This is a genomic window from Streptomyces mexicanus (assembly GCF_902506575.1).
Classification (GTDB): Bacteria; Actinomycetota; Actinomycetes; order Streptomycetales; family Streptomycetaceae; genus Streptomyces; species Streptomyces mexicanus.
In genome coordinates this window covers 5,053,915-5,077,126 of the sequence record NZ_LR732544.1, presented here as the reverse complement: position 1 = coordinate 5,077,126, position 23,212 = coordinate 5,053,915, and the positions used below count along the sequence as shown (strand labels likewise).

The 23,212-nt window shown below is 71.2% G+C and carries 21 protein-coding genes, 1 pseudogene and 2 riboswitches; of the genes and pseudogenes, 6 read left to right on the top strand and 16 right to left on the bottom strand.

Annotated features, from left to right (window positions below):
- Positions 1–120: 120 nt before the first annotated feature.
- On the top strand, positions 121–1,374 hold the full coding sequence (locus GV126_RS22840; protein ID WP_159669894.1) for an alpha/beta hydrolase: 1,254 nt from the start codon (positions 121–123) through the stop codon (positions 1,372–1,374).
- Here GV126_RS22840 and GV126_RS22835 read toward each other — a convergent pair.
- The 10 genes from GV126_RS22835 to GV126_RS22790 all read right to left on the bottom strand — a co-directional run bounded on the left by GV126_RS22835 (position 1,283) and on the right by GV126_RS22790 (position 12,902).
- Positions 1,283–1,939 (bottom strand): trimeric intracellular cation channel family protein, encoded by a 657-nt coding sequence (locus tag GV126_RS22835; RefSeq protein WP_159669891.1) that lies wholly within the window; start codon positions 1,937–1,939, stop codon positions 1,283–1,285. The two genes, GV126_RS22840 and GV126_RS22835, sit on opposite strands and share 92 nt — an antisense overlap.
- Before the next feature lie 56 nt (positions 1,940–1,995).
- Positions 1,996–3,387: a M1 family metallopeptidase gene (locus GV126_RS22830; protein WP_159669888.1), complete on the bottom strand. Its 1,392-nt coding sequence runs from the start codon at positions 3,385–3,387 to the stop codon at positions 1,996–1,998.
- 105 nt (positions 3,388–3,492) lie between these two features.
- Positions 3,493–4,935, bottom strand: a complete 1,443-nt coding sequence (locus GV126_RS22825) for an ABC transporter ATP-binding protein (protein ID WP_159669885.1) — start codon at positions 4,933–4,935, stop codon at positions 3,493–3,495.
- A 14-nt stretch (positions 4,936–4,949) separates the two neighbouring features.
- Positions 4,950–6,047 carry an ABC transporter ATP-binding protein gene (locus GV126_RS22820; protein ID WP_028425124.1) on the bottom strand — a complete coding sequence of 366 codons (1,098 nt, stop codon included), beginning with the start codon at positions 6,045–6,047 and terminating at the stop codon, positions 4,950–4,952.
- Complete coding sequence (locus GV126_RS22815; protein ID WP_159669882.1) at positions 6,044–7,042, bottom strand: ABC transporter permease; 999 nt, start codon at positions 7,040–7,042, stop codon at positions 6,044–6,046. Before GV126_RS22815 ends, GV126_RS22820 begins: the two co-directional genes overlap by 4 nt.
- Before the next feature lie 110 nt (positions 7,043–7,152).
- A complete protein-coding gene (locus tag GV126_RS22810) occupies positions 7,153–8,940 on the bottom strand; it encodes an ABC transporter substrate-binding protein (RefSeq protein ID WP_159669879.1) in 1,788 nt (595 codons plus the stop codon).
- Between the two features lie 71 nt (positions 8,941–9,011).
- Positions 9,012–10,019: an ABC transporter permease gene (locus GV126_RS22805; RefSeq protein ID WP_159669876.1), complete on the bottom strand. Its 1,008-nt coding sequence runs from the start codon at positions 10,017–10,019 to the stop codon at positions 9,012–9,014.
- A 343-nt stretch (positions 10,020–10,362) separates the two neighbouring features.
- The gene (locus GV126_RS22800; protein ID WP_159674022.1) at positions 10,363–11,118 is read right to left on the bottom strand and encodes an enhanced serine sensitivity protein SseB C-terminal domain-containing protein; all 756 of its coding nucleotides are present in this window, start codon (positions 11,116–11,118) and stop codon (positions 10,363–10,365) included.
- A 263-nt stretch (positions 11,119–11,381) separates the two neighbouring features.
- Entirely contained in the window at positions 11,382–12,167 is a 786-nt protein-coding gene (locus tag GV126_RS22795) for an enhanced serine sensitivity protein SseB (RefSeq protein WP_159669873.1), read from the bottom strand.
- 39 nt (positions 12,168–12,206) lie between these two features.
- Positions 12,207–12,902, bottom strand: coding sequence for an AAA family ATPase (locus tag GV126_RS22790; protein WP_159669870.1), 696 nt, complete (start codon positions 12,900–12,902; stop codon positions 12,207–12,209).
- 171 nt (positions 12,903–13,073) lie between these two features.
- A riboswitch (glycine riboswitch) is annotated at positions 13,074–13,185 on the top strand.
- A riboswitch (glycine riboswitch) is annotated at positions 13,186–13,300 on the top strand.
- Positions 13,301–13,385: 85 nt separating this feature from the next.
- Between GV126_RS22790 and gcvT the strand changes: the two genes are divergently transcribed.
- From gcvT to GV126_RS22765, 5 genes are all read left to right on the top strand, one after another.
- Complete coding sequence (gcvT, locus tag GV126_RS22785; RefSeq protein WP_159669867.1) at positions 13,386–14,513, top strand: glycine cleavage system aminomethyltransferase GcvT; 1,128 nt, start codon at positions 13,386–13,388, stop codon at positions 14,511–14,513.
- A gap of 120 nt (positions 14,514–14,633) precedes the next feature.
- Positions 14,634–15,014 carry a glycine cleavage system protein GcvH gene (gene gcvH, locus GV126_RS22780; RefSeq protein WP_028425116.1) on the top strand — a complete coding sequence of 127 codons (381 nt, stop codon included), beginning with the start codon at positions 14,634–14,636 and terminating at the stop codon, positions 15,012–15,014.
- Between the two features lie 14 nt (positions 15,015–15,028).
- Positions 15,029–16,297, top strand: coding sequence for a serine hydroxymethyltransferase (gene glyA, locus GV126_RS22775; protein WP_159669864.1), 1,269 nt, complete (start codon positions 15,029–15,031; stop codon positions 16,295–16,297).
- Positions 16,298–16,366: 69 nt separating this feature from the next.
- A complete protein-coding gene (locus GV126_RS22770) occupies positions 16,367–17,734 on the top strand; it encodes an L-serine ammonia-lyase (RefSeq protein ID WP_159669861.1) in 1,368 nt (455 codons plus the stop codon).
- A gap of 159 nt (positions 17,735–17,893) precedes the next feature.
- A complete protein-coding gene (locus GV126_RS22765) occupies positions 17,894–18,451 on the top strand; it encodes a GH25 family lysozyme (RefSeq protein WP_159669858.1) in 558 nt (185 codons plus the stop codon).
- Positions 18,452–18,487: 36 nt separating this feature from the next.
- Here GV126_RS22765 and GV126_RS22760 read toward each other — a convergent pair whose 3' ends face one another.
- From GV126_RS22760 to GV126_RS22735, 6 genes and pseudogenes are all read right to left on the bottom strand, one after another.
- Positions 18,488–19,204: an NADPH-dependent F420 reductase gene (locus GV126_RS22760; RefSeq protein WP_268977500.1), complete on the bottom strand. Its 717-nt coding sequence runs from the start codon at positions 19,202–19,204 to the stop codon at positions 18,488–18,490.
- Positions 19,205–19,330: 126 nt separating this feature from the next.
- Positions 19,331–19,543: an EF-hand domain-containing protein gene (locus GV126_RS22755; protein WP_028425111.1), complete on the bottom strand. Its 213-nt coding sequence runs from the start codon at positions 19,541–19,543 to the stop codon at positions 19,331–19,333.
- 68 nt (positions 19,544–19,611) lie between these two features.
- A complete protein-coding gene (locus GV126_RS22750) occupies positions 19,612–20,523 on the bottom strand; it encodes a helix-turn-helix domain-containing protein (RefSeq protein ID WP_159674020.1) in 912 nt (303 codons plus the stop codon).
- A 48-nt stretch (positions 20,524–20,571) separates the two neighbouring features.
- Positions 20,572–21,195: pseudogene (locus GV126_RS22745) on the bottom strand (ADP-ribosyltransferase); the annotation flags it as partial.
- Positions 21,196–21,392: 197 nt separating this feature from the next.
- The gene (locus GV126_RS22740) at positions 21,393–22,583 is read right to left on the bottom strand and encodes a YncE family protein (RefSeq protein ID WP_159674018.1); all 1,191 of its coding nucleotides are present in this window, start codon (positions 22,581–22,583) and stop codon (positions 21,393–21,395) included.
- Positions 22,584–22,591: 8 nt separating this feature from the next.
- Positions 22,592–23,212: polysaccharide deacetylase family protein (locus GV126_RS22735; RefSeq protein WP_236570075.1), on the bottom strand; the 621-nt coding region annotated here is incomplete at its 5' end.

Below are 23,212 nucleotides of genomic sequence, written 5' to 3'. Positions count from 1 at the left end.
TTCTCGCTCGCGGACCACCCACGACCACCCGCCGCCCGATCGGTGAAGATCAGGCAATATCTCGGTAAGTGTCCGTACTCGTCCGTGAACCCGGTGCCCGTGATGTCCCTCTAGGGAGACATGAGCCTCACCGGGACGCCGTTCCTGTACACCACCGTCGCGCTGGCCGTGCTCGGTCTCGTGCTGCCGCTCGCCCTGTGGACGCGGCTGCGCGGGCCGCGGCCGCTCAGGACCGCGGTGCGGGCCCTGATGCTGCTGTTCGCCCAGGTCACGGCCATCGCGCTGGTCTTCGTGCTGGTGAACAACGCCAACAACCTGTACGACGACTGGGCCGACCTGCTCGGCACCGGCAACCACGTGCAGAAGGCCGCGGACCTGGGCGCCGACGGCACCGGAGGCATCGCCTACCGCAGGCTGCCGAAGGTCCGGCAGAGGTTCACCCCGGCCGACGGGCCCGGGATGCACGCGGCCGGCGGGGTGCGCGTCACCCAGCTCAAGGGCCGCGTCTCCGGGGTGGACGCCGAGGTCTACGTGTGGCTGCCGCCGCAGTACGACGAACCCGCCTATCGGGACACGAAGTTCCCGGTGGTGGAGCTGCTGTCCGGCTACCCGGGCTCGGCGAAGGCCTGGTTCGGCTCCCTGCACGTGCACGAGCAGCTGGAGCCGTTGATGCGCAGCGGGCGCATCGCCCCGTTCGTCCTCGTCTCCCCGCGCACCAACCTCATCGCCAAGGCGGACACGGGCTGCGCCAACATCCCGGGCACCGTGAACGCGGACACCTGGCTCAGCGTGGACGTGCCGAAGATGGTGATGGACAACTTCCGTGTCCGCTCCGCACCGAGCGGCTGGGCCACCGCCGGCTACTCGGCCGGCGCGCACTGCGCGGTCAAGCTCGCCGTCGCCCACCCCGACCGCTACCGGGCCGCAGTGAGCCTGTCCGGCTACAACGACCCCATCGGGGAACGGGCCTCGCTGGCCGCGCAGAACGCCGACCTGCGCCGGCGCAACAACCCCTACCTGCTGCTGCGCGCCTACCGGAAGCCGCCGCGGATCGCGCTGTACCTGTCGGGCGAGTCGGGGGACGGCTACCAGGCCGGCGTGGCGCTGGAGCAGATCGCCAAGCCGCCGACGACGGTGCGGGTGGTGTACCTGCCGCGCAGCGCGGGCGGCCACACCATGGCGCTGTGGCGGCCGCAGGTGCCCACGGTCTTCCGGTGGCTGACCGCGGAGCTGAACGGGCACGGGGACACTCCCGGCCGCACGTCCGCCGCTCCGGCCGGGACTACTCCTCGGACACGGTCGAGCGCCGGTTCCACGCCCGCGGCGCTCGCCAGTGGAACCGCATCGCGAGCAGGCGGAGCACGAAGGCCGTGACGGCGGCCAGCCCGCTGGTGAGCGGGGACAGCGCGTCGTAGCGGATGCACAGCACCACCATGGTGGCGCCGACGATCGCCGGGACCGCGTACAGGTCGCGGTCCCAGCGCAGCAGCGAGGGCACCTCGTTGGCGAGCACGTCCCGCAGCACGCCGCCGCCCACGGCGGTGGCCATGCCCAGCGTCGCCGAGGCGGTCAGGCCGAGCCCGTAGTCGTACGCCTTGGTGGTGCCCGAGACGCAGAACAGGCCGAGTCCGGCCGCGTCGAACACCAGCACGGCGGTCTGGATGCGTTCCACGTGCGGGTGCAGGAAGAAGACCACCAGCGTGGCGAGCAGCGGGGTGAGGAAGTACCCGAGGTCGGTGAAGGCGGCCGGTGGCAGCGCCCCGATGATCACGTCACGGAACAGCCCTCCGCCCAGCGCGGTGACCTCGGCGAGCACGGCGATGCCGAAGACGTCGAAGTTCTTGCGGACGGCCAGCAGCGCGCCGGAGATGGCGAACACGAAGATGCCGACCACGTCGAGCGTGTGCTGGACGGAGGGGCTGAACAGTTGCTGAAGCACCCCCCATTGTTACTCGCCGCCTTTGTGGGCGGTGGGCCTGACCTGCGGCGGCGGGTCTACAGCGCCGGCTTGCCCGTGGTGTACAGCCAGGTGTCGAACAGGTCGTCGAGCCGCTGTCGGGAGATCTGTTCGGCCAGGCGGACGAAGTCGGCGGTGTTCGCGTTGCCGTAGCGGTGGGCCTTCGTCCAGGCCGGCAGCAGCCGGAAGAAGGCCCGGTCGCCGATGCGTTCGCGCAGCGCCTGCAGCGTCATCGCGCCGCGCTGGTAGACGGCGGAGGCGAACATGGTGTCCCGCTGCGGGTCGGCGACCTTGATCTGCCAGAAGGCGTCGTCGGCCGGGCGGGCGTCGTAGGCGGCCAGGAAGGAGTCGTGCGCGGAGCGGGTGCCCCGGTGCTCGGCCCACAGCCACTGGGCGTAGGTGGCGAAGCCCTCGTTGAGCCAGATGTCCTTCCAGCGCTCCACCGACACCGAGTCGCCGAACCACTGGTGGGCCAGCTCGTGGACGATCGTGGACTCGTTGCGCACCGCCGAGTAGGCGGGCTTGCTCTGCACCTCCAGGGAGAACCCGGCCTCGGGCATGTCGTCGACGATCGCGCCGGTCTCCTCGAACGGGTACGGCCCGAAGACCTGCGACCAGTAGTCGGTGGCCGCGGCGGTGACGGCGTAGACGTCGACGCCGTTGCTGTTCTTCAACTTCGGGTCGATGGCGACGTAGATCGGGATGCCGGAGGGCGTCCTGCCGGTGCGCACGTCGAACTTCCCGATGGTGGCGGTCGCGAGGTAGGTGGCCATGGGCCGGTCCTCGCGCCAGTGGGTGTAGGTGGCACCGCCCTTGTCGTACGTCGAGACCAGCCGCCCGTTGGAGACGGCGGTCAGGCCCTTGGGCGCCTTGACGCGGATGTCGTAGGTGGCCTTGTCCGAGGGGTGGTCGCTGGAGGGGAACCAGGTGGAGGCGGCGTTGGGCTCACAGGCGACGAACACGCCGTCGTCGGTCTTCATCCAGCCGTACTGGGAGCCGAAGACGATGGGGCCGCCCAGCGGCCGGGGTACGCCGCCGTAGGTGACGGTGACCGTGAAGGTACGGCCCTGAGGGAGGGTGCCGCGCGGGGTGATGCGCACCTCGTCGCCGTCCTGGGTGAAGCGGGCGGATCTGCCGTTCACCTCGACGGCCGAGACCGTCAGCTGCTGCAGGTCCAGGTCGAAGGAGGACAGGTTCCGGGTGGCGCGCGCGGTGAGGGTGGTACGGCCGTCGAGCCGGGCGGTGCCCGGGTCGTAGGCGAGGTCGAGGGCGTAGTGGCGGGCGTCGAAGCCGCCGTTGCCCGCGTGCGGGAAGTAGGAGTCGCCGACGCCCGGGGTACCGGGCGCGGGGGCCGCGGAGGCCGCCACGGTCAGGAAGGAGGCCGCCGCGGTGGCGAGGACCGCCAGACGTGCCGAACGGGAGAGTGCCATGGGTTCGTCCCTTCGCGCCTGCGTCGATCGGTGGATCGCACGGACGGGGACGACTCTGCGCTCTCCCGCTCGGTCATGTACATGACTTTGCCAAGTCGTCATGCCTCAGTCGTCGCTTGACTCCTGACGGTCGTCGTCCGCCTCCTTCGCGACGGACTGCTTCTTCACCTCCGCGGAGGGTGCGGCCGGCTCCCGGGCGGCATCGTCCGAGGACGGCTCCCCGGACTCCGAGGACGGCTCCCCGGACTCCGAGGACGGCTCCCCGGACTCCGAGGACGGCTCCCCGGACTCCGAGGACGGCTCCCCGGGCTCCGAGGAGGGCTCACCGGACTCCGGGGGCGACCCGGCGTCGTCCGAGGACGCGGCGTCGTCCGAGGACGCCTCGGCGGCCTCCTCCGCGGCCGCGGCCACCGCGGCCGAGGTCTCGGCCGACTTGGCCAGGGCCTCCTCGGAGACCAGCTCCGCCGCCTCCTTCGCCGCCGTCAGCAGCACCGTGTCCTGCGGCGCCTGGTCGGCGAAGTTCTCCGGGTGATGGCACGCCACCCGCTGACCGGGCCGCAGCTCCTTGAGCGCCGGCTCGGTCGTGCGGCAGATCTCGGTGGCCTTCCAGCACCGGGTGTGGAAACGGCAGCCGCTCGGCGGCGAGATCGGCGAGGGCACGTCGCCCTTGAGCAGGATCCGCTCGCTCTTGGCGTGCTTGCGCCGCGGGTCCGGGATCGGCACGGCCGACATCAGCGCCTTGGTGTACGGGTGCATCGGCGCCTTGTACAGCGCGTCCCGGTCGGCCAGCTCGACGATCTTGCCCAGGTACATCACCGCGATCCGGTCCGAGACGTGCCGGACGACCGACAGGTCGTGCGCGATGATCACGTACGTCAGGCCCAGCTCCTCCTGGAGGTCGTCCAGCAGGTTCACCACCTGCGCCTGGATCGACACGTCCAGCGCGGAGACCGGCTCGTCGGCCACCACCAGCTTCGGCTTGAGCGCGAGCGCGCGGGCGATGCCGATGCGCTGGCGCTGGCCGCCGGAGAACTCGTGCGGATAGCGGTTGTAGTGCTCGGGGTTGAGCCCGACCACCGACAGCAGCCGCTGCACCTCCTTCTTGATGCCGCCCTCGGGCTCGACGCCCTGCAGGCGGAAGGGGGCGCCGACGATGGTGCCGATGGTGTGCCGCGGGTTCAGCGACGAGTACGGGTCCTGGAAGATCATCTGCACATCGCGGCGCATCGGGCGCATGCCGCCGACGCCGAGGTGCGTGATGTCCTTGCCCTCGAACTCGATCGTCCCGCCGGTGGGCTCCAGCAGCCGGGTGATCAGCCGGCCCATCGTCGACTTGCCGCAGCCGGACTCGCCCACGACGCCGAGGGTCTCCCCGGCGCGCACCTCGAAGTCCAGCCCGTCGACGGCGTGCACGGCACCGACCTGGCGCTGGAAGAGCCCCTTCTTGATCGGGAAGTGCTTCTGGAGCCCGGTCACCTTCAGCAGGGTCTCGCCCAGGTCGGCGTCCTTGGTGAGGGTGGCACCGTCGCTCTTCGCGGGAGTGGTCACGGCTTTGTCCTCGCTCACAGCTTCGGCGCAATCTCTTCGGTCCAGATCCGCTCCCGCTGCTCCTGCGTCATGTGGCAGGCGGCCCAGTGCTTGCCGCCGACCTCGGTCAGTTCGGGACGGACCGTGCGGGTGACGTTGTCCTTGGGGACGTCGGCGTAGGGGCAGCGGGGGTTGAAGGCGCAGCCGGAGGGGACGTTGATCAGGGAGGGCGGCGAGCCCTTGACCGGGATGAGCCGGTCCTGCTGCTCGCGGTCCAGGCGCGGCATCGAGCCGAGCAGACCCCAGGTGTAGGGGTGGCGGGGCTCGTAGAACACCTTCTCGGCCGGTCCGCGCTCCACGCAGCGGCCCGCGTACATCACCAGGATGTCGTCGGCCAGTTCGGCGACGACGCCCAGGTCGTGGGTGATGATGATGACCGCGGAGCCGAACTCCTTCTGCAGGTCCCGGATCAGGTCCAGGATCTGCGCCTGCACGGTCACGTCGAGCGCGGTGGTCGGCTCGTCCGCGATGAGCAGTTCGGGGTTGTTGACCAGCGCCATGGCGATCATCGCGCGCTGGCGCATGCCGCCGGAGAACTCGTGCGGGTAGCTGTCCACGCGCTTGTCCGGCTGCGGGATGCCCACCCGGTCCAGCATCTCCACGGCCCGCCGGCGGGCGGTCTTCTTGTCCACGTCGTGGTGGATGCGGTACGCCTCCACGATCTGCTGGCCGATCGTGTAGTACGGGTGCAGCGCGGACAGCGGGTCCTGGAAGATCATCGCCATCTCCCGGCCGCGCAGCTTGCGCACGTGGTCGGGGTCGGCGGACAGCAGCTCGGTGCCGTCCAGCCAGATCTCGCCGGAGATCTGCGCCTTGCGCTTGCCGTACTGGCCGGCGGTGTGCAGGCCCAGGATGCCGAGCGAGGTCACCGACTTGCCGGAGCCCGACTCGCCCACGATGCCGAGGGTCTTGCCCTTCTCCAGCTGGAAGCTGAGCCCGTCGACGGACTTCACCAGGCCGTCGTCGGTGGGGAAGTGCACCTTCAGGTCGCGCACTTCCAAGAAGGCGGTCGGGGCGGGCGAGGCCGCGGTGGGTTCCCCCACGGCCGCTCCGCTCTTGCTGAGTTCGGTCATGCGAGCCTCACTCGGGGGTCGATCACGGCGTACAGGATGTCCACCACGAGGTTGGCGATGAGCACCGCCAGGGAGGTGATCAGGGTGACGCCCAGGATGAAGGGCAGGTCCTGGTTCTTGATGGCGTCCAGCACCTTCTGGCCGAGGCCGGGGAGGCTGAACGTGGTCTCGGTCAGGATCGCGCCGCCGATCAGGGCGCCGAGGTCCATGCCGAGCATGGTCAGGATGGGCGTCATGGTGGAGCGCATGGCGTGCTTGCGGATGACCACCTGCTCGGTGAGGCCCTTGGCGCGGGCGGTGCGGATGTAGTCCTCGCCGAGCACCTCCAGCATGGTGGCGCGGGTGATGCGGGCGTACATCGCCGCGTACAGGAAGGCGAGGGTGATCCAGGGCAGGATCATGCCGCCGAGCCAGCCGGAGAAGCTGTCGCCGATCGGCACGTACTGGCCGTCGATCCAGCCCAGGCCGTAGGAGAAGATCGCCAGGGAGAGCAGTCCGGTGAAGTAGATCGGGAGGGACACGCCCGCCAGCGCGACGACCATCGCGCCGCGGTCCCACAGGCTGCCCCGCTTCAGGGCGGAGAGCACGCCCGCCGCGACACCGAAGACCAGCCACAGCACGGCGGCGCCCAGCGCCAGCCCCAGGGTCACCGGGAACCGGTCGGTCAGCACCGGCCACACGGCCTGCTGGGTGCGGAAGGAGTAGCCGAAGCACGGCGCGGCGCAGTGGGTGACGTCCCCGCCGGCCGCGTAGGTGCGGCCCACGAAGATGCCCTTGAAGAACTCCCAGACCTGGCTGTAGACCGGGTCGTCCAGGCCGAGCTTGACCCGGACCGCCTCGACCGCCGCCGGGTCGGCCTGCTTGCCGACGAAGCTCCCGGCGATGTCGACGCCCGCCCACTTGGGGAAGACGAAGAAGATGCAGAAGACCGCCAGGATGACGACCACGAGCATCACTGCGGCGGCGAACAGCCGCCTGATGAGGTAAGCGAGCACAGCTTACGGCCCGCCGCGGACCGCGGGACGCCGGAGGTCTTCCGGCATCCCGCGCTCACGCCGCGCCGGCCTTCACCTGCCTTTCGTGCCGTACGGCCGGTGTGCCGGGACTACTTCGAGGACTTCAGGCCGAGGTTCACGAAGTCGTACATGCCGTTGTACGAGTTCGTCGTGTACACGTTGGCCAGACGCGAGGAGCGCCAGTTGATGAACTTCTCGAAGGTGAAGGGCAGGTAGTAGGCGCCCTCCATGACCTTGTGGTTGATCTCCGTGGAGAGCTGGGTCTTCTTCGACTCGTCCAGCGTGGTGACGAAGTCGTCGAACATCTTGTCGATCGACTTGTCCTTGATCAGGGCGTAGTTGTTGTTGCCGCTCTGGAGGATGTAGGAGCTGTCCCACAGCGGCATGCCGTAGCCCTGGACGGACGGGAAGTCCGGGCCCCAGCCCATGATGATGATGCCGTAGCCCTTCTTGTTCACGTTCGAGGGGCTGCCGATGATGCCGGCGGTCTGGGAGCCGTCGTACTGGTCGATCTGGGCGTTGATGCCGACCTTCTTCAGCGACGCCTGCAGCGACTCGGCGGTCGCGACCTCGACCGGCTTGTTGTTGCGCACCGCGATGGTGGTGCTGAAGCCGTTCGGCTTGCCGCAGGCCTTCAGCTCCTCCTTGGCCTTGGCGGCGTTGCCGTTCTTGTTGGCGCCGGCCATCTCGTACGGGTCGTACTTCTGGCCCTCGGCGCCCGGCACGGACGGCGGCAGCATGTTGGTGCCGATGTCACCGCCGGCGATGGGGCCGCCGCGCGCGGTCTGCAGCGAGACGTGGTCGGCGCCGTAGAGGACGGCCTTGCGGCAGTGGATGTTGTCGAATGGCTTCACGCTCTGCGGGAAGACCGCGTAGCGGACGTAGCCGGAGACCGGGTTGTCCAGGTTGGCCTTGTGCGCCTTCAGGGCGGTGGTGCGGCCCTGCGGCGACATGCCGGTCTGCGCCAGGTCCAGGTCGTAGTCGCCGGCCAGCAGGCGCTGGTCCATGTCGTTGGCGTTGGTGAAGAACTTGATGCTGATCTTGTCCGGGTAGGCCTTGCGGACCGGGTCCGAGGAGGCCTTCCAGTTGGTGTTGCGCACCAGCACCAGGGACTTGCCCGGGGAGTACGACTGGAACTTGTACGGACCGGAGGAGAAGGGGTGCAGGCCGTACTGCGACTTGGTGTCCTTGTCCTGGCGCACCGGGGACGCCGAGGTCAGCGCCACCATCTGCAGGAAGTCGGAGTTGGGCTTGGGCAGGTGGAAGACGATCGTCTTGTCGTCGGGCGTGTCGATCGCCTTCAGGCCCAGGTGGTCGGCGCTGGTGTCCTTGTACGGGCCCTTGTAGGCGCCGTCGGGGTCGAGGACGTCCTTGAGGTAGACGGGGCCGCCGGAGAGCACGTCCTGGGCCCAGGCGCGCTCGATGCCGTACTTGATGTCCTTGGAGGTGATCGGCTTACCGTCCTCCCAGGTGATGCCGTCACGCAGGTGGAAGGTGTACGTCTTGCCGCCGTCCGCGACCTGGCCCATGTCGGTGGCGAGGTCCGGCGTCAGCTCGGCGCCGGCGGCCCCGGGCTGCGTCTTGTAGGTCAGGAGCTGACGGCTGTAGTAGCGCGAGAAGTCCCACATGAAGCCGTAGTAGCCGCGCGTGGTGTCCCACGAGTCGGCGTCCTGCGTGCTCGCGAACTTCAGCTCGCCGCCCTTCTTGACAAGCGAGGCCTGGGCGATCTTGTTGTTCGCCGCGTTGAAGCCGGCCGCGCCGTTCTTCCCGCCGTCGTCCTTGCCGCCGCCGCACGCCGCCGTGGTCAGCAGCCCTGCGACCACGGCCGCAGCGGCCAATGCCTGCTTGCGCCGCCCTGAGGTGCGTTGGGTAGTCACGATCTCGGATCCTCCGGATTAGATGAGAGACCCCGTGCCGGTGCCACGGGTCGCTTGGGGGTACGGCGGGTTCAGCGGGAGCCCTTCGGGTCGAGCGCGTCGCGTACGCCGTCGCCGAAGAGGTTGAAGGCGAGCACGGTGATGAAGATCGCCACGCCGGGGACCACCATGTACATGGGGTCCGAGTCGTAGTAGTCGATCGCGTTGGAGAGCATCTGTCCCCAGGAGGCCGTGGGCGGCTTGACGCCCACCCCCAGGAAGCTGAGCGCCGCCTCGGTGAGGATGTTGGTCGGGATCATCATCGTCGTGTACACGATGATCGGCGCGACGAGGTTGGGCAGCAGTTCCTTGAAGAGGATGTAGAACCGGCCGGCGCCCAGCGAGCGGGCCGCCTCCACATACTCGCGCTCGCGCAGGCTGAGCGTCTGGCCGCGCACCACACGGCCGATGTAGGGCCAGCCGAAGAAGCCGATGACGACGATCATCAGCATCACCCGCACGCTCGTCCCGGTCAGACCGAGCAGCCGGTCGGGCATCACGGACACCAGGGCGATGATGAACAGCAGCTGCGGGAAGGCCAGCAGGCCGTCCATGATCCTGCTGATCACGGCGTCCACCCAGCCGCCGAAGAAGCCCGCCAGGATGCCGAGGACGGTGCCGAGGACGACCGCCACCACCGCGGACAGGAAGCCCACGAGGAGCGAGATCTGGGCGCCGTAGAGGATGCGAGCGAAGATGTCGCGGCCGCTGACCGGCTCGACGCCGAGGAGGTGGTCGCCGCTGATGCCGCCGAGGGACCCGGTGGGGGTGCCGAACAGCGGGTCGATCAGGTCCTCGTGGTGCGTCTCCGGGTCCTGGCCGACCGCGTGCGCGAGCACGGGGGCGAGCACCGCGATCACGATGAGCACGAGGACGACGATGCCGCCCGTCAGGGCGAGCTTGTCCCGCTTCAGGCGCTCCCAGGCGATCCGGCCCAGCGAACGGCCCTGGACGGCCTTCGCGCCGGTGGTCGCTACCGCCGCTTCCTCGGCCGCGCTCGGGGCCGCTTCCGCGGTCGGCTCGTGCAATGGTGCCGTCATCAGGCAGGGACCCCTCTCAACCGGCGGTGACCGGCCCGCACTTGCCGCTGTGGCGGCGTGATCAGTCCGTCGTACACAGGGGCGAAAGCCCCTTGGAGCGGGAGTCTTCAACGCCGCGGCGATCTGTTGCCAGACTTGGCGGCGAAAGGATGCCTAAACGTGATGCGGGCTGGGAGGTTCCGTTATCCGGACGGTGGGTAACGGGGGGCGGACGCGGGCCAGTTGGGGCTTTCCGGGCCGGATACGGACCTTCCGCCCGCATCTACGCGCGAAGAGGCCGCCGACCGAACTCGTGTACGTTACACGGAAGTTGGCGTTCAGCCGGCATCCGCCGTCTGCCGGGTCAGTACCCCGCACCCGCCGGCGGGTAGCCGTAGCCGCCCGGCTGGTTCGCGACGGCGCCGGCGTGGGCCTGGCGGTCGTAGAACGGGCGGGCGTTGGCGCGCAGCCACATCGCGACCGGGTCGTAGTCGTCGGACATCACCACGGTCGACACCGGCAGCCCGTCGGGGACGGCGCCCATGGACTGCCGCATCATCGCCCGCACCGCCTCCACGGTGGCCGGCGAGGTGTCGTACAGGTCCAGGCCGATGGCGAGGTAGGGCGCGCCGAGCACGGGCTGCACCCAGGCGCGGCGCAGCGAGCGGACGGCCGGGGTGCGGTGGGCGTGCTGCGTGAGCAGCGCGTAGAAGTGCGGGAGTTCGATGGCCGGTTCGGACAGCCTGAGCGGGCCGGCGGGTGCCCGGTCCAGGCCGGTGGCGATGCGGCGCAGATCCAGCCAGGGGATGCCGACGCCGCCGCCCGGGGCGTGCGGATTGAGCCACAGGCCGTAGTGGTCGGGGTAGAGGGTGCGGGCGGCGTCGAGGCCGTCCACCACCTCGTAGGAGCGGGTCCAGCCGCTGGCCGACAGCTCCTGGGCGGAGGTGACGCAGGGGGCGTAGCCGTGGCCGTCGACCTCCATGCGGCCCCACCGGGCGTCGGGCGAGCCGGCCTGGCCGTGCCACAGGAGCATCCAGACCTGTCCGGTGGACGGCGTGGCGAGGGCGCGCAGCAGCGCCTCGTAGGCGTCGTACCGTCCGGGGGTCACCTGGCGCAGCATCTGCTCCACGTGCCCGGTCGCGGTGCCGCTTGCGCTGGCGCTCACTTGTACCGCCCCTCCATGCAACCAAGGTCTCGACCGAGCCGTGGGTCCAGCTTAGGGCAGGCCCGGGGGCCGCCACCGGCCCGGAGGCGTCCGCATCCCGTGCCCCGGGCCCGAGGCCGCCGGTGGCCCGTGGGCGAAGCAGCCGGTGGCCGTACGGCCGAGGCCGCCGGTGGCCGTGGGGCCCGTGCCGGGTGTGACCGCCTGTCAGTGACCGCCTGTCAGTGGCCGTACTGGTAGAACGGCCGGACGGTGTCCCTCATCCAGGTGGCGACCGGGTCGTCGGTGACGTCCAGCAGGACGAGGTTGACCGGCCAGGCGACCGGGACCCTGGCCAGGGCGCGGCCGAGGGCGTCCAGGGGGCGGGCGCGCAGGTCGCCGTCCCACTGGGACAGCTCGACGCCTATGAACAGCTGCGGGTCGGCCGTCTCGACGGCGGCCAGGCAGCGGCGGGCGGGGCGGACCCCGCCGATGCCGTCGAACTCGGCGCCGGCGGCGGCGCGGAAGTCCACCGGGTCGACCTGCCAGTCGGGTTCGAAGAGGCGGACCCGGCCGCCGCTCGCGGGGCCGTCCAGCTCGGTGCGGCCCGCCCGGCACAGTTCGGCCACGGCCGGCGGGGGCAGCGGGATGCCGACCACGCCCTCGGGGGTGACCATGATGCCGACCTGCGGGGGCAGTCCGCGGGCGAACTCCACGGCGGGGGCGACGGCGCAGGGCATGTGGGAGCCGGCGACGTGGCGGGACTGCTCCTCGGAGCTGAAGACGGGCACGGAGGCCTGGCCGTCGGTCTCCAGCGTGGGCAGGGCGAGCGGGCCGCTGTCGGGGCCGCCGCCGCTGGGCAGCGGCACCCACAGGAAGCTGCGCGCGAGCACCTCGACGATCCGCCCGGCGGCCGCCGGGACGCCCAGGGACGCGGACAGCACTTCCTCCAGCTCGTTGCCGGGCCAGCCGCCGTGCGGGTGCGGGTGTGCCTGTGCCGGGAAGTCCGGGAGTTCCGGGAAGTCCATCTCCACCGCCTGCTGGGAACCACTGCTGTGATCGAAAGGCTATCGGGTGATGCGACGGGCCCGGCCGGTGAACCCGATCCGCCGCAGTGCGTCGGCGGCCCGGCGGTCCAGGACGATCGCCGAGCCGCAGCCGGCGGGCGGTCCGCCCGCCGTCACCGCGCGCAGCAGGCGGGCGGCGGCCCGGCGGTGGCGGCCGAACGCGTAGGCCGAGACGCCGCGTCCGCGCCGGCGCTGGCCGGCCAGGGCGTCCTCGGGGCTGACGTCCAGCAGGATCAGGTGCAGCGTGCCGCCGCGGCGGCGGGCGGCGCGCCCCAGCCAGGCGCGGACCCACGCCTGGGTGCCGCAGTCGTGGACGACGGCTCCCTCGCCGGTGCGCAGGGCGCGGCGCAGGGCGGCGTAGTGGGCGAGGCGGACCAAGGGGCGGTAGACGGCGTACGGCAGGTGGCGGGCCAGGCGGGCGTCCCAGCGCTCGCGGGTGTCCTGCGAGTCGATCATCAGGCCGCGCACCGTGCGGCGCATCAGGGTGGACTTGCCGCTGCCGGGCAGGCCGGTGACCACCACCAGGTCGCGGGGTCCGAAGAGCAGCGCGCGGGGGCCGCGGCCGGCCCGCTCGCGCAGGTCGCGCACGACGGGCGCGGGGCGCGTGCCGGGCCGGCGGGCCGGGAGTCCGAGGGCCGCCGGCAGGGCGAGGGCCCGGTTGGTCACGTACGCCGGCACGGTCCTGTTCACCGTCATCGTCCCTCCCCTGGGCGGTGAGGTTCACCTGCCCTTCGAGTGTAAAGAGAAGGTAATGGACGCTGTCTCGCGTTTCCGTGCACGTTCTGCCACAGCCCGGTCACAGAGGGGGCGCTGTCGGTACGCGGCCGGCCGTGCGATGATGTGCGCGCCAACTGCATACCGGCCGCTTGAATCCGCGCGGGAGAGTCCCCGGCAGCACGTCAGCCGCACGTGTGTCCGGGGCGCCGAAGGAGCAAGTCCCTCCCTTGAATCTCTCAGGCCCCGTTACCGCGCGGGCGAGGCACATCTGAAAAGCGGGCCGCTGCCGCAGTGGCTCCACCCAAGGTGCAAGCCGTGACGTCCGCCCGACGGCGGTCATGGCGAACCTCTCAGGTTCCGATGACAGATGGGGAGGACCGTGAGATCCGTTCCGTCCTCGCCCTCCCCCGCGCCCGGCGTCGCTCGCGCGCGGGGACCCGCACCGCCTGGGAGACAGCCTCGATGACCAGTTCCGCACCCCACCCGCTCCGCCGTACCGCGCTCGACGCGGTGCACCGTGCGCTCGGTGCGACGATGACCGACTTCGCCGGCTGGGACATGCCGCTGCGCTACGGCTCCGAGCGCGACGAGCACCTGGCCGTGCGGACCAGGGCCGGCCTGTTCGACCTGTCCCACATGGGTGAGATCACCGTCACCGGCCCGCAGGCCGCCGCCCTGCTGAACTACGCCCTGGTCGGCAACATCGCCTCCGTCGGCGTCGGCCGCGCCCGCTACACCATGATCTGCCGGGCCGACGGCGGCATCCTGGACGACCTGATCGTCTACCGGCTGGCCGAGACCGAGTACTTGGTGGTCGCCAACGCCTCCAACGCCCAGGTGGTGCTGGACGCGCTCACCGAGCGGGCGGCCGGCTTCGACGCCGAGGTCCGCGACGACCGGGACGCCTACGCCCTGATCGCCGTCCAGGGCCCCGAGTCCCCCGGCATCCTGAAGTCCCTGACCGACGCCGACCTCGACGGCCTGAAGTACTACGCCGGCCTGCCCGGCACCGTCGCCGGCGTCCCGGCCCTGATCGCCCGCACCGGCTACACCGGCGAGGACGGCTTCGAGCTGTTCGTGAAGCCCGAGCACGCGGTGGAGCTGTGGCAGGCGCTGACCAAGGCCGGCGAGGGCGCCGGGCTGGTCCCGTGCGGGCTGTCCTGCCGCGACACGCTGCGCCTGGAGGCCGGCATGCCGCTGTACGGGCACGAGCTGACCACCGACCTGACCCCGTTCGACGCGGGGCTCGGCCGGGTGGTCAAGTTCGACAAGGACGGCGACTTCGTCGGGCGCGAGGCGCTGCTGGCCGCCGCCGGGCGCGCCGAGCAGAACCCGCCGCGCGTCCTGGTCGGCCTGGTCGCCGAGGGCCGCCGTGTCCCGCGCGCGGGGTACGCGGTGGTCGCCGGCGGCGAGGTGATCGGCGAGGTCACCTCCGGCGCGCCCTCCCCCCCCCTGGGCAAGCCGATCGCCATGGCGTACGTCGACGCCGCGCACGCCGCCCCGGGCACGCCGGGCGTCGGCGTGGACATCCGCGGCAGCCACGAGCCGTACCAGGTCGTGGCGCTGCCGTTCTACAAGCGGCAGAAGTAGCGGCGCACCGACACCGGGCGCGGGTCACCGCGTGACCCCGTGCACGTCCTCGCTGCTCATCAGCGGCATCAGCAGTCCCCCCGTCATCAGCACTCACGCCGGTACAGGAGAATTCAAGCCATGAGCAACCCCCAGCAGCTGCGCTACAGCAAGGAGCACGAGTGGCTGTCGGCCGCCGACGACAACGGCGTCTCGACGGTCGGCATCACCGAGTTCGCGGCGAACGCGCTCGGCGATGTGGTCTACGCCCAGCTCCCCGAGGTCGGCTCCACGGTGACCGCGGGCGAGACCTGCGGCGAGCTGGAGTCGACCAAGTCCGTCTCCGACCTGTACTCGCCGGTCACCGGTGAGGTCACCGAGATCAACGAGGACGTCGTCAACGACCCGTCCCTGGTGAACTCCGCGCCCTTCGAGGGCGGCTGGCTGTTCAAGGTGCGCGTCACCGAGGAGCCGGCCGACCTGCTCTCCGCCGACGAGTACACGGCCCAGAACGCCGGCTGAGGAGCGATCCCCGTATGACTGCCATGAACACGCCGCTGCACGAGCTGGACCCGGAGATCGCCGCCGCCGTCGACGCCGAGCTGCTCCGCCAGCAGTCCACGCTGGAGATGATCGCCTCGGAGAACTTCGCGCCGCTCGCGGTGATGGAGGCCCAGGGCTCGGTCCTCACCAACAAGTACGCCGAGGGCTACCCGGGCCGCCGCTACTACGGCGGCTGCGAGCACGTCGACGTCGCCGAGCAGATCGCCATCGACCGGGTGAAGGAGCTGTTCGGCGCCGAGTACGCCAACGTGCAGCCGCACTCCGGGGCCTCCGCCAACCAGGCGGCGCTGTTCGCGCTGGCCCAGCCCGGGGACACCGTCCTCGGCCTGGACCTCGCGCACGGCGGCCACCTCACCCACGGCATGCGGCTGAACTTCTCCGGCAAGCAGTTCCACGTGGTCGCCTACCACGTGGACGCCGCCACCGGCCTGGTCGACATGGCCGAGGTCGAGCGGCTCGCCAAGGAGCACCGCCCGAAGGTGATCATCGCCGGCTGGTCGGCGTACCCGCGGCAGCTGGACTTCGCCGCCTTCCGCCGGATCGCCGACGAGGTCGGGGCCTACCTGTGGGTCGACATGGCGCACTTCGCGGGCCTGGTCGCGGCGGGTCTGCACCCCAACCCGGTGCCGCACGCCGACGTGGTGACCTCCACCACGCACAAGACCCTCGGCGGCCCGCGCGGCGGCATCATCCTGGCCCGCAGCAAGGAGTTCGCGAAGAAGCTGAACTCCTCCGTCTTCCCCGGCTTCCAGGGCGGTCCCCTGGAGCACGTGATCGCGGCGAAGGCGGTGTCCTTCAAGGTCGCCGCCTCCGAGGAGTTCAAGGAGCGCCAGCGCCGTACAGTGGAGGGCGCGAGGATCCTCGCCGAGCGCCTGACGGCACCGGACGCCCGCGCGGCCGGGGTGAACGTCCTGTCCGGCGGCACGGACGTGCACCTGATCCTGGTGGACCTGCGCGAGTCCGAGCTGGACGGGCAGCAGGCCGAGGACCGCCTGCACGAGGTCGGCATCACCGTCAACCGCAACGCGGTCCCGAACGACCCGCGGCCCCCGATGGTGACCTCCGGCCTGCGGATCGGCACGCCCGCCCTGGCCACCCGCGGCTTCACGGCCGAGGACTTCACCGAGGTCGCGGACGTGATCGCCGAGGCGCTGAAGCCGTCCTACGACGCCGAGGCCCTGAAGGCCCGGGTGAAGGCGCTCGCCGACAAGCACCCGTTGTACCCGGGTCTGAACAAGTAAGTCCCCGTGGGGCACCCGGAGGATCCCGGGTGCCCCGCATCCCCCGTCCTGCTGTCTTGAGGAGTGACCGTGGCCATCTCGGTCTTCGACCTGTTCTCGATCGGCATCGGCCCGTCCAGCTCCCACACGGTCGGCCCGATGCGTGCCGCACGCATGTTCGCCCGCCGCCTGCGCAACGAGGACCTGCTGGGCTCGGTCGCCTCGGTGCGCTGCGAGCTGTACGGCTCGCTCGGCGCCACCGGGCATGGCCACGGCACCCCCAAGGCGGTGCTGCTCGGCCTGGAGGGCGCCTCCCCGCGCACCGTCGACGTGGAGACGGCCGACGAGCGGGTGGAGAAGATCAAGTCCTCCGGGCGCCTGCACCTGCTCGGCGAGCACGAGATCGCGTTCTCCTTCGACGACGACCTGGTGCTGCACCGCCGCAAGGCGCTCCCGTACCACGCCAACGGCATGACCCTGTGGGCGTACGACGCGGCGGGCGCCGAGGTGCTGACCAAGACGTACTACTCGGTGGGCGGCGGCTTCGTCGTGGACGAGGACGCGGTCGGTGCGGACCGGATCAAGCTGGACGACACGGTTCTGAAGTACCCCTTCCGCACGGGCGACGAGCTGCTGCGCCTGACGAAGGAGACGGGCCTGTCGATCTCCTCCCTGATGCTGGAGAACGAGCGGGCCTGGCGCACCGAGGAGGAGATCCGCGCCGGCCTGCTGGAGATCTGGCGGGTGATGCGCGAGTGCGTCCAGCGCGGCATGACCCGCGAGGGCATCCTGCCGGGCGGGCTGAAGGTCCGCCGCCGCGCCGCCGTCACCGCCCGCCAGCTGCGCGCCGAGGGCGACGCCGCGTCCCGCGCCATGGAGTGGATCACGCTCTACGCGATGGCGGTCAACGAGGAGAACGCGGCCGGCGGCCGGGTGGTGACCGCCCCCACCAACGGCGCGGCCGGCATCATCCCCGCCGTCCTGCACTACTACATCAACTTCGTCCCCGGCGCGGACGAGGACGGCGTGGTCCGCTTCCTGCTCGCCGCCGGCGCCATCGGCATGCTGTTCAAGGAGAACGCCTCCATCTCCGGCGCCGAGGTCGGCTGCCAGGGCGAGGTCGGCTCCGCCTGCTCGATGGCGGCGGGCGCGCTCGCCGAGGTGATGGGCGGCACGCCGGAGCAGGTGGAGAACGCCGCCGAGATCGGCATGGAGCACAACCTCGGCCTGACCTGCGACCCGGTGGGCGGCCTGGTGCAGATCCCGTGCATCGAGCGCAACGGCATGGCCGCAGTCAAGGCGGTCACGGCCGCCCGCATGGCCCTGCGCGGCGACGGCTCCCACATGGTCTCCCTCGACAAGGTCATCAAGACGATGAAGGACACCGGCGCGGACATGTCGGTGAAGTACAAGGAGACGGCGCGCGGCGGCCTCGCAGTGAACATCATCGAGTGCTGAGGGCATGACGGCGGGACCCCTGGGGCCGTGGGGGCGCCGCCGGTCGTCCGTGGGTGGTGCTGAGCTGATGTTCGACCGCTGCGGAGGATCGGCCGCCGGGGTGACGGGGCAGAACTCAACCGACGACTCCTCCCCCCACGGCATCCTGAGGGAGTTCCCATGCTGCACGGCATCGACGTGAGCGCCTATCAGTCCGCCACGTACGACACGCACGGCCTGTCCTTCGTCTTCATCAAGGCGACGGAGGGCCGTTCCTACGTCAACTCCAAGCTGAGCGCCCAGACCAAGCACGGCCGCGACGCGGGTCTCGTCGTCGGCTTCTACCACTTCCTGTGGCCGGGCAACATCACCGCCCAGGCCGAGTACTTCGTCTCCCACACCCCGGAGAAGGCCGGTGACGTCCTGGCCGTCGACTGGGAGAGCACCGGCGAGGGCACCCACGCCTCCAACGCGGAGAAGGACCGCTTCATCCGCAAGCTGAAGGAACTGCGGCCGCACAACCGGGTGGTCCTCTACACCAACCGGCATTTCTGGCTGACCGTCGACACCACCTCCTACGCCGGCGACGGCCTGTGGATCGCCGACTACGTCACCGCCGGCCACCCCCGCATCAAGGCCAAGTGGCGCTTCCACCAGTACACCGACGATCCGGTGGACAAGAACGTGGCGAACTTCGCCGACAAGGACGCGCTGCGGGAGTGGGCCAAGGGCGTGTGACGGGCGCCGCGGCTCTCCGGGCCGCCCGGACGTTGCTCAGGCCCGGAAGTCCGCCGGGCGCTGCGGCGAGGCCTCGGCCAGGGCCTTGGTGACGGCCTCGGCGCCGGCCCGCAGCCCGTAGACCGGGGTGCCGGGCTGCTGGCGCCAGGAGTCGTCGATGCCGCCGGAGTCCACGGTGTCGAAGCCGAGCTGCTCGATCAGGGCGCGGACCTTCGCCTTGGCCGCCGCGTCGTCGCCCGCTACGGGGAGCGCGATGCGCTCCGGGTCGCCGGCCGGGCGGTGGCGATCCAGGATGTCCTGGGCGTAGGTGCCGTTGAACGCCTTGATCACGGGGTGGCCGAGGTGCCGCTCGGTCCAGCGGCTCTCGGTGAGGCCCTCGTCCTCGATGGCCGCGATCCGGCCGTCGCGCTGAGGGTAGTAGTTCCCGGTGTCGATCACGGCCACGCCCTCGGCGGCCTCCGCCAAGAGGTCGGAGGGCAGGTCCGGGACGGCCTTCAGGGGGACGGTGACCACGACGATCTCCGCGCCGCGTGCCGCGTCCTCGGCGCGCACGGCGGTCGCGCCCGTCTCCTCGGCCAGTGCCCTGAGCGTCTCGGGACCGCGCGAGTTCGCCACGGACACGTCGTGTCCGAGGGCGGTGAGCCGCCGTGTGAGGTTGCCGCCGATGTTGCCCGCGCCGATGATGCCGATCTTCATCTCTGCTCGCCTCGCTCTGGTGAGGTCGCTACCGGTGTGCCTGTACGGCTGGTGCAGGTCACCTCCAACCCCGGCGCGGCGTCGGCTATTCCGCGCGTCCCCCGCTCGGGGGACGGTGCCGGCGGCCGCCCCGCATGCCGAGGGGCGCCCGGCGCGGCTCGCCGGGCGCCCCTCGCACACGGGTCACTTGTTCAGGTAGGTCCAGAACTCGTCGAAGGACAGGAGCTTGTCGCCGTCCAGGTCCCGCTGCTTGATGAGGGCCTCCGCGACCGTCTCGGTGACGTTCCAGTCGCCTCCCTGGGCCAGGGCGGACTTGAACTCGGCGGCGGTGATGTATCCGTCACCGTCCGCGTCGATCCGCTGGAACTGCTTGCGTGCTTCCTCGATGTCCGCCACCGGTCCGCCCCTTTTGCGTCGCGTCTGGTCTGTCGTGCTGTCGTACCGTCGTACTGACGCAGGTCAGATTAACGGCCCGGCCACGCCTTCAGTGCGGCGACCACCCAGGCGAACTCCTCCCGGTACGCCGGCGGCTCCTGCTCGCCCTTGATCACGGCCGTCAACTCCCGGTAGCGGGCGACCTCGTTGCCCAGGTCGATGCGGCGCAGGACGGCCGCCCGGTCGGTGTCCGCGCCGAGCAGTTCGGTCAGCACCGCGTCCGCCTCGGGGTCGGTGGGCGCCACGCCCCGGTCCCGGGCGGCGCCGACCAGGTCGACGAGCCGGCGGAGGAACCACATCGAGGAGCCGGCCGGGCTGCCGGGGGCGCGGTCGGCGGCGTTGAACTCGATCATCTTGCGCATCGCGGCCCGGAAGTCCGGGTCCTGCAGCAGTTCCGCCAGCTCCACCCAGGCGTCGACCTGCTCCGGGGTGGGGTCGTCCGGCAGGTCGGCGCCGAGCGAGCGGGTCCGCTCCCGGATCCAGGGGTCCGCCGTGTCCAACCCGTGGAAGATCTCCTCCACGAAGTCGTCCACGATCCGCTGCCGCTCGGCCGTCGACAGCCGTGCCAGTTTGTTCATCAGAGCCGTCTCCTCCGCGCTCGATCCACGTCGCGCGACCGTCGACAGCACCGCGCGGGTCACCTTCAGGGACCGGATCTGCGCGTCCAGCGCCGCCACGTGCGCCGCCGCGACCTGCGCGACGGTCCGCTCCCCCGCCAGCACCCGACGCACGTCGTCCAGGCCCAGGCCCAGCTCGCGCAGGGTACGGATCAGCTCCAGGCGGGCCACGGACGCGGCGTCGTACAGGCGGTAGCCGCCCGCGGAACGGGCCACCGGGGGCAGGGCGCCCTCGTCCGACCAGTAGCGGATGGTCCGCACGGCCAGCCCGGTGGCCCGGGCCAGCTCGCCGATGGTGAGGAGTGCTGTGCTGTCGTCGGTCACATCGGCGAGTCTGAACCCTCCAGCGGGTGGAGACTCAAGCGCCGCCCAGTGCCACGGCCGGTAGTGCGGGTTGCTGCGGCACTCGCTCAGGATCTCCGTCTTCGTCGCCCTGTCGACGGGGCAGGCGCCGACGATGTACTGGCGGGCGGTGCCGCCGGGGGAGGCGACCTCGACCTGGTCGGCCCCTTTGTGGGGGTCACCGATCGTCTTGTTGACGTCGATGCCGCCCGGGGCGTCGATGTAGTAGTTGAACTTCGACTTCCAGGTCTTGTACAGGTCGTGGTCGTACGTCGTCGAGACGTACGGCGAGGGCTGGTTGACCAGGACGTACTGCTCGATGTCGTACTGGCCGCCGAGCACGTCGCGGGGGAAGAAGCCCTCGTCGAAGATGGCCGCCGGGTCGCGGTTGTCGTTGCGCCACAGGGTGCCGCAGGTGGTGCGCCAGGCCGGGTCCGGGGTGATCCGGGTGACGTCGACGCGCCGGTCGGCCGCGGCCTTGATCCTGTCGTCGAACTGGGGGCAGGCCGGGGCGGCCGCGGCCTTGGCGGGCGCTGCGGCCGGGTGCCCGCCGGCGGCCGTGGTGGTGGGCGCGGTGGCGGCCGTGGTGGCGAGGACGGCCGCAAGGGACAGCGCGGCGGCGGCCGCGCGCCGCCGCAGACGAGTGATGGTCATGCGCAGCACGATCGCGGAACGGCGGCGGCGCGGCGAGGACCGTCACCCGTGCGGAGGCGTGTCCCGGGCGAGGGTTGTCGCCGCCGGCGGGCGCGGCCCGTCCTGTGCCAGGCGTCCGGCGGCCGGTGTCACGCGCCGGGCGCCGGGCGCCAGGAGTCAGGAGTCAGGTGTTCCGTGTCGGTGTCAGGTGTCCCGTGTCAGCGGAAGACGCCGGTGTGGCCGAGGGAGTACCGGCCCGGCTGCGGGTAGACCGCGAGGCCGTGCGGGCCGCTGCCGACCTTGATGCGGGCGAGCTGCCTGCCGGTGCGGGTGTCGATGGCGTACACCTCGGAGTGGTAGCGCCCGGACAGCCACAGCACCTTGCCGTCGGCGGAGACGCCGCCCATGTCGGGGCTGCCGCCCTGGGGCAGGCGCCACTTCTTGGTCAGCTTGCCGGTGGTGAAGTCGAAGACGGAGACGGTGCCCTCGCCGCGGTTGGAGATGTACATCTCGCGCGAGTCGCGGCTGACGTAGAGGCCGTGGGCGCCCTTGCCGGTGTGCAGGAACGTCGGCTTGCCGAACGTCCTGCCGTCCAGGATCCACACCCCGTCGGCCACCATGTCGGCGATGTAGAACCGCGTGCCGTCGGGCGAGAGTTTCACGTCCTGCGGCATGGCGCCGCGCACGGCCAGCTTCTGCTGCCCGATGACCTTCATCTTCGCCGTGTCGACCTTGAGCAGTTCGCCGCTGAACTCGCAGGAGACGATGAAGTAGCGGCCGTCCGGGGAGAAGTCGGCGTGGTTGACGCCGGCGCAGCCGACCGGTACCGCCTTGGCCACCTTCATGGTGTGCGCGTCGCGGAAGACGAGCTGACGGTCCTTGGAGGCCATCACGACGGCGTACTTGCCGTCGGGGGTGAAGTACAGGTTGTACGGGTCGTGCACGGCGACGGGCTTGCCCGCCTTGCCGGTCCTCGGGTCGATCGGGGTGAGCGAGTTGCCGAGGTCGTTGTTGACCCACAGGGTCTTCAGGTCCCAGGACGGCACGACGTGCTGGGGCTGGCGGCCCACGGGGATCGTCTCCAGGATCTTGTAGGTCCGGGGGTCGATGACGGTGACCGTGTCGGAGTTGGTGTTGGGGACGTAGACGCGGGAGGGGAAGTCCTTGACGGCGGCGGAGAGCCGGCCCGGGCGGTCGGCGGCGTAGACGTCCTTGGGGTCCAGGACGGGCGGCATGCCGGGCAGCGCGTCGGCGTTCTGCCGCTTCGGCCGCTGCGGCTGGGCGGGGGCCTTGCTGCCGAGGGCTTCGTCGGCGTGGTGCCCGGAGCCACCGCTGCAGGCGGGCAGCACGGCGAGCGCGGCGCAGGCGGCACCGGCGAGAAGGGCGCGGGTGATGCGGGAGGGGGACATGGCGTGCATCAGCTCAGCAGCTCCGTGGTGGTGACCGCGTGCAGGCCGCGGCGGTCGAGTTCGGTGAGGAGGTCGGGCAGGGCGGCGGCGGTGTCCGGGTAGCCGAAGTGCAGGCTCACGACGGATCCGTTGCGGACCGCCGCCAGCACGGTGCGGGTGACGGCCGGGGCGCCGGGCCGGGTGTAGTCGAGGGAGTCGACGTCGTACGACAGCACGTGCGGGTATCCGGCGGCGCGGGCCAGGCGCTCCACCAGCGGGGCGGCGGTGGGGGCGCGCGAGGGGCGGAACCAGGTGCCGATCGAGCCGGTGAGGCGCCTGAGGCGGTCCGCGCAGTGGGTGATCTCCGCGCGGGCGTCGGGCTCGGACAGGGTGTTGACGGACAGGTGGCGCTGGGTGTGGTTGCCGAGGTCGTGTCCGCCGTCCAGGATCCGGCGGGCCATCTCGGGGTGCTCGTCCAGCCAGGCGCCGACGGCCAGCACGGTCAGCCGGGCGCCGTGCCGCTCGGCGGTGGTGAGCAGGGTGCGGGCGAGGGCGGGGCGCGCGAGGCGGGGGAGCGGGGGCCGGCGCGGCGGCGGGATGAACCCGGCGGCGGGCCGGGCGGTGCTGCTGGTGATGACGGGCAGCAGGAC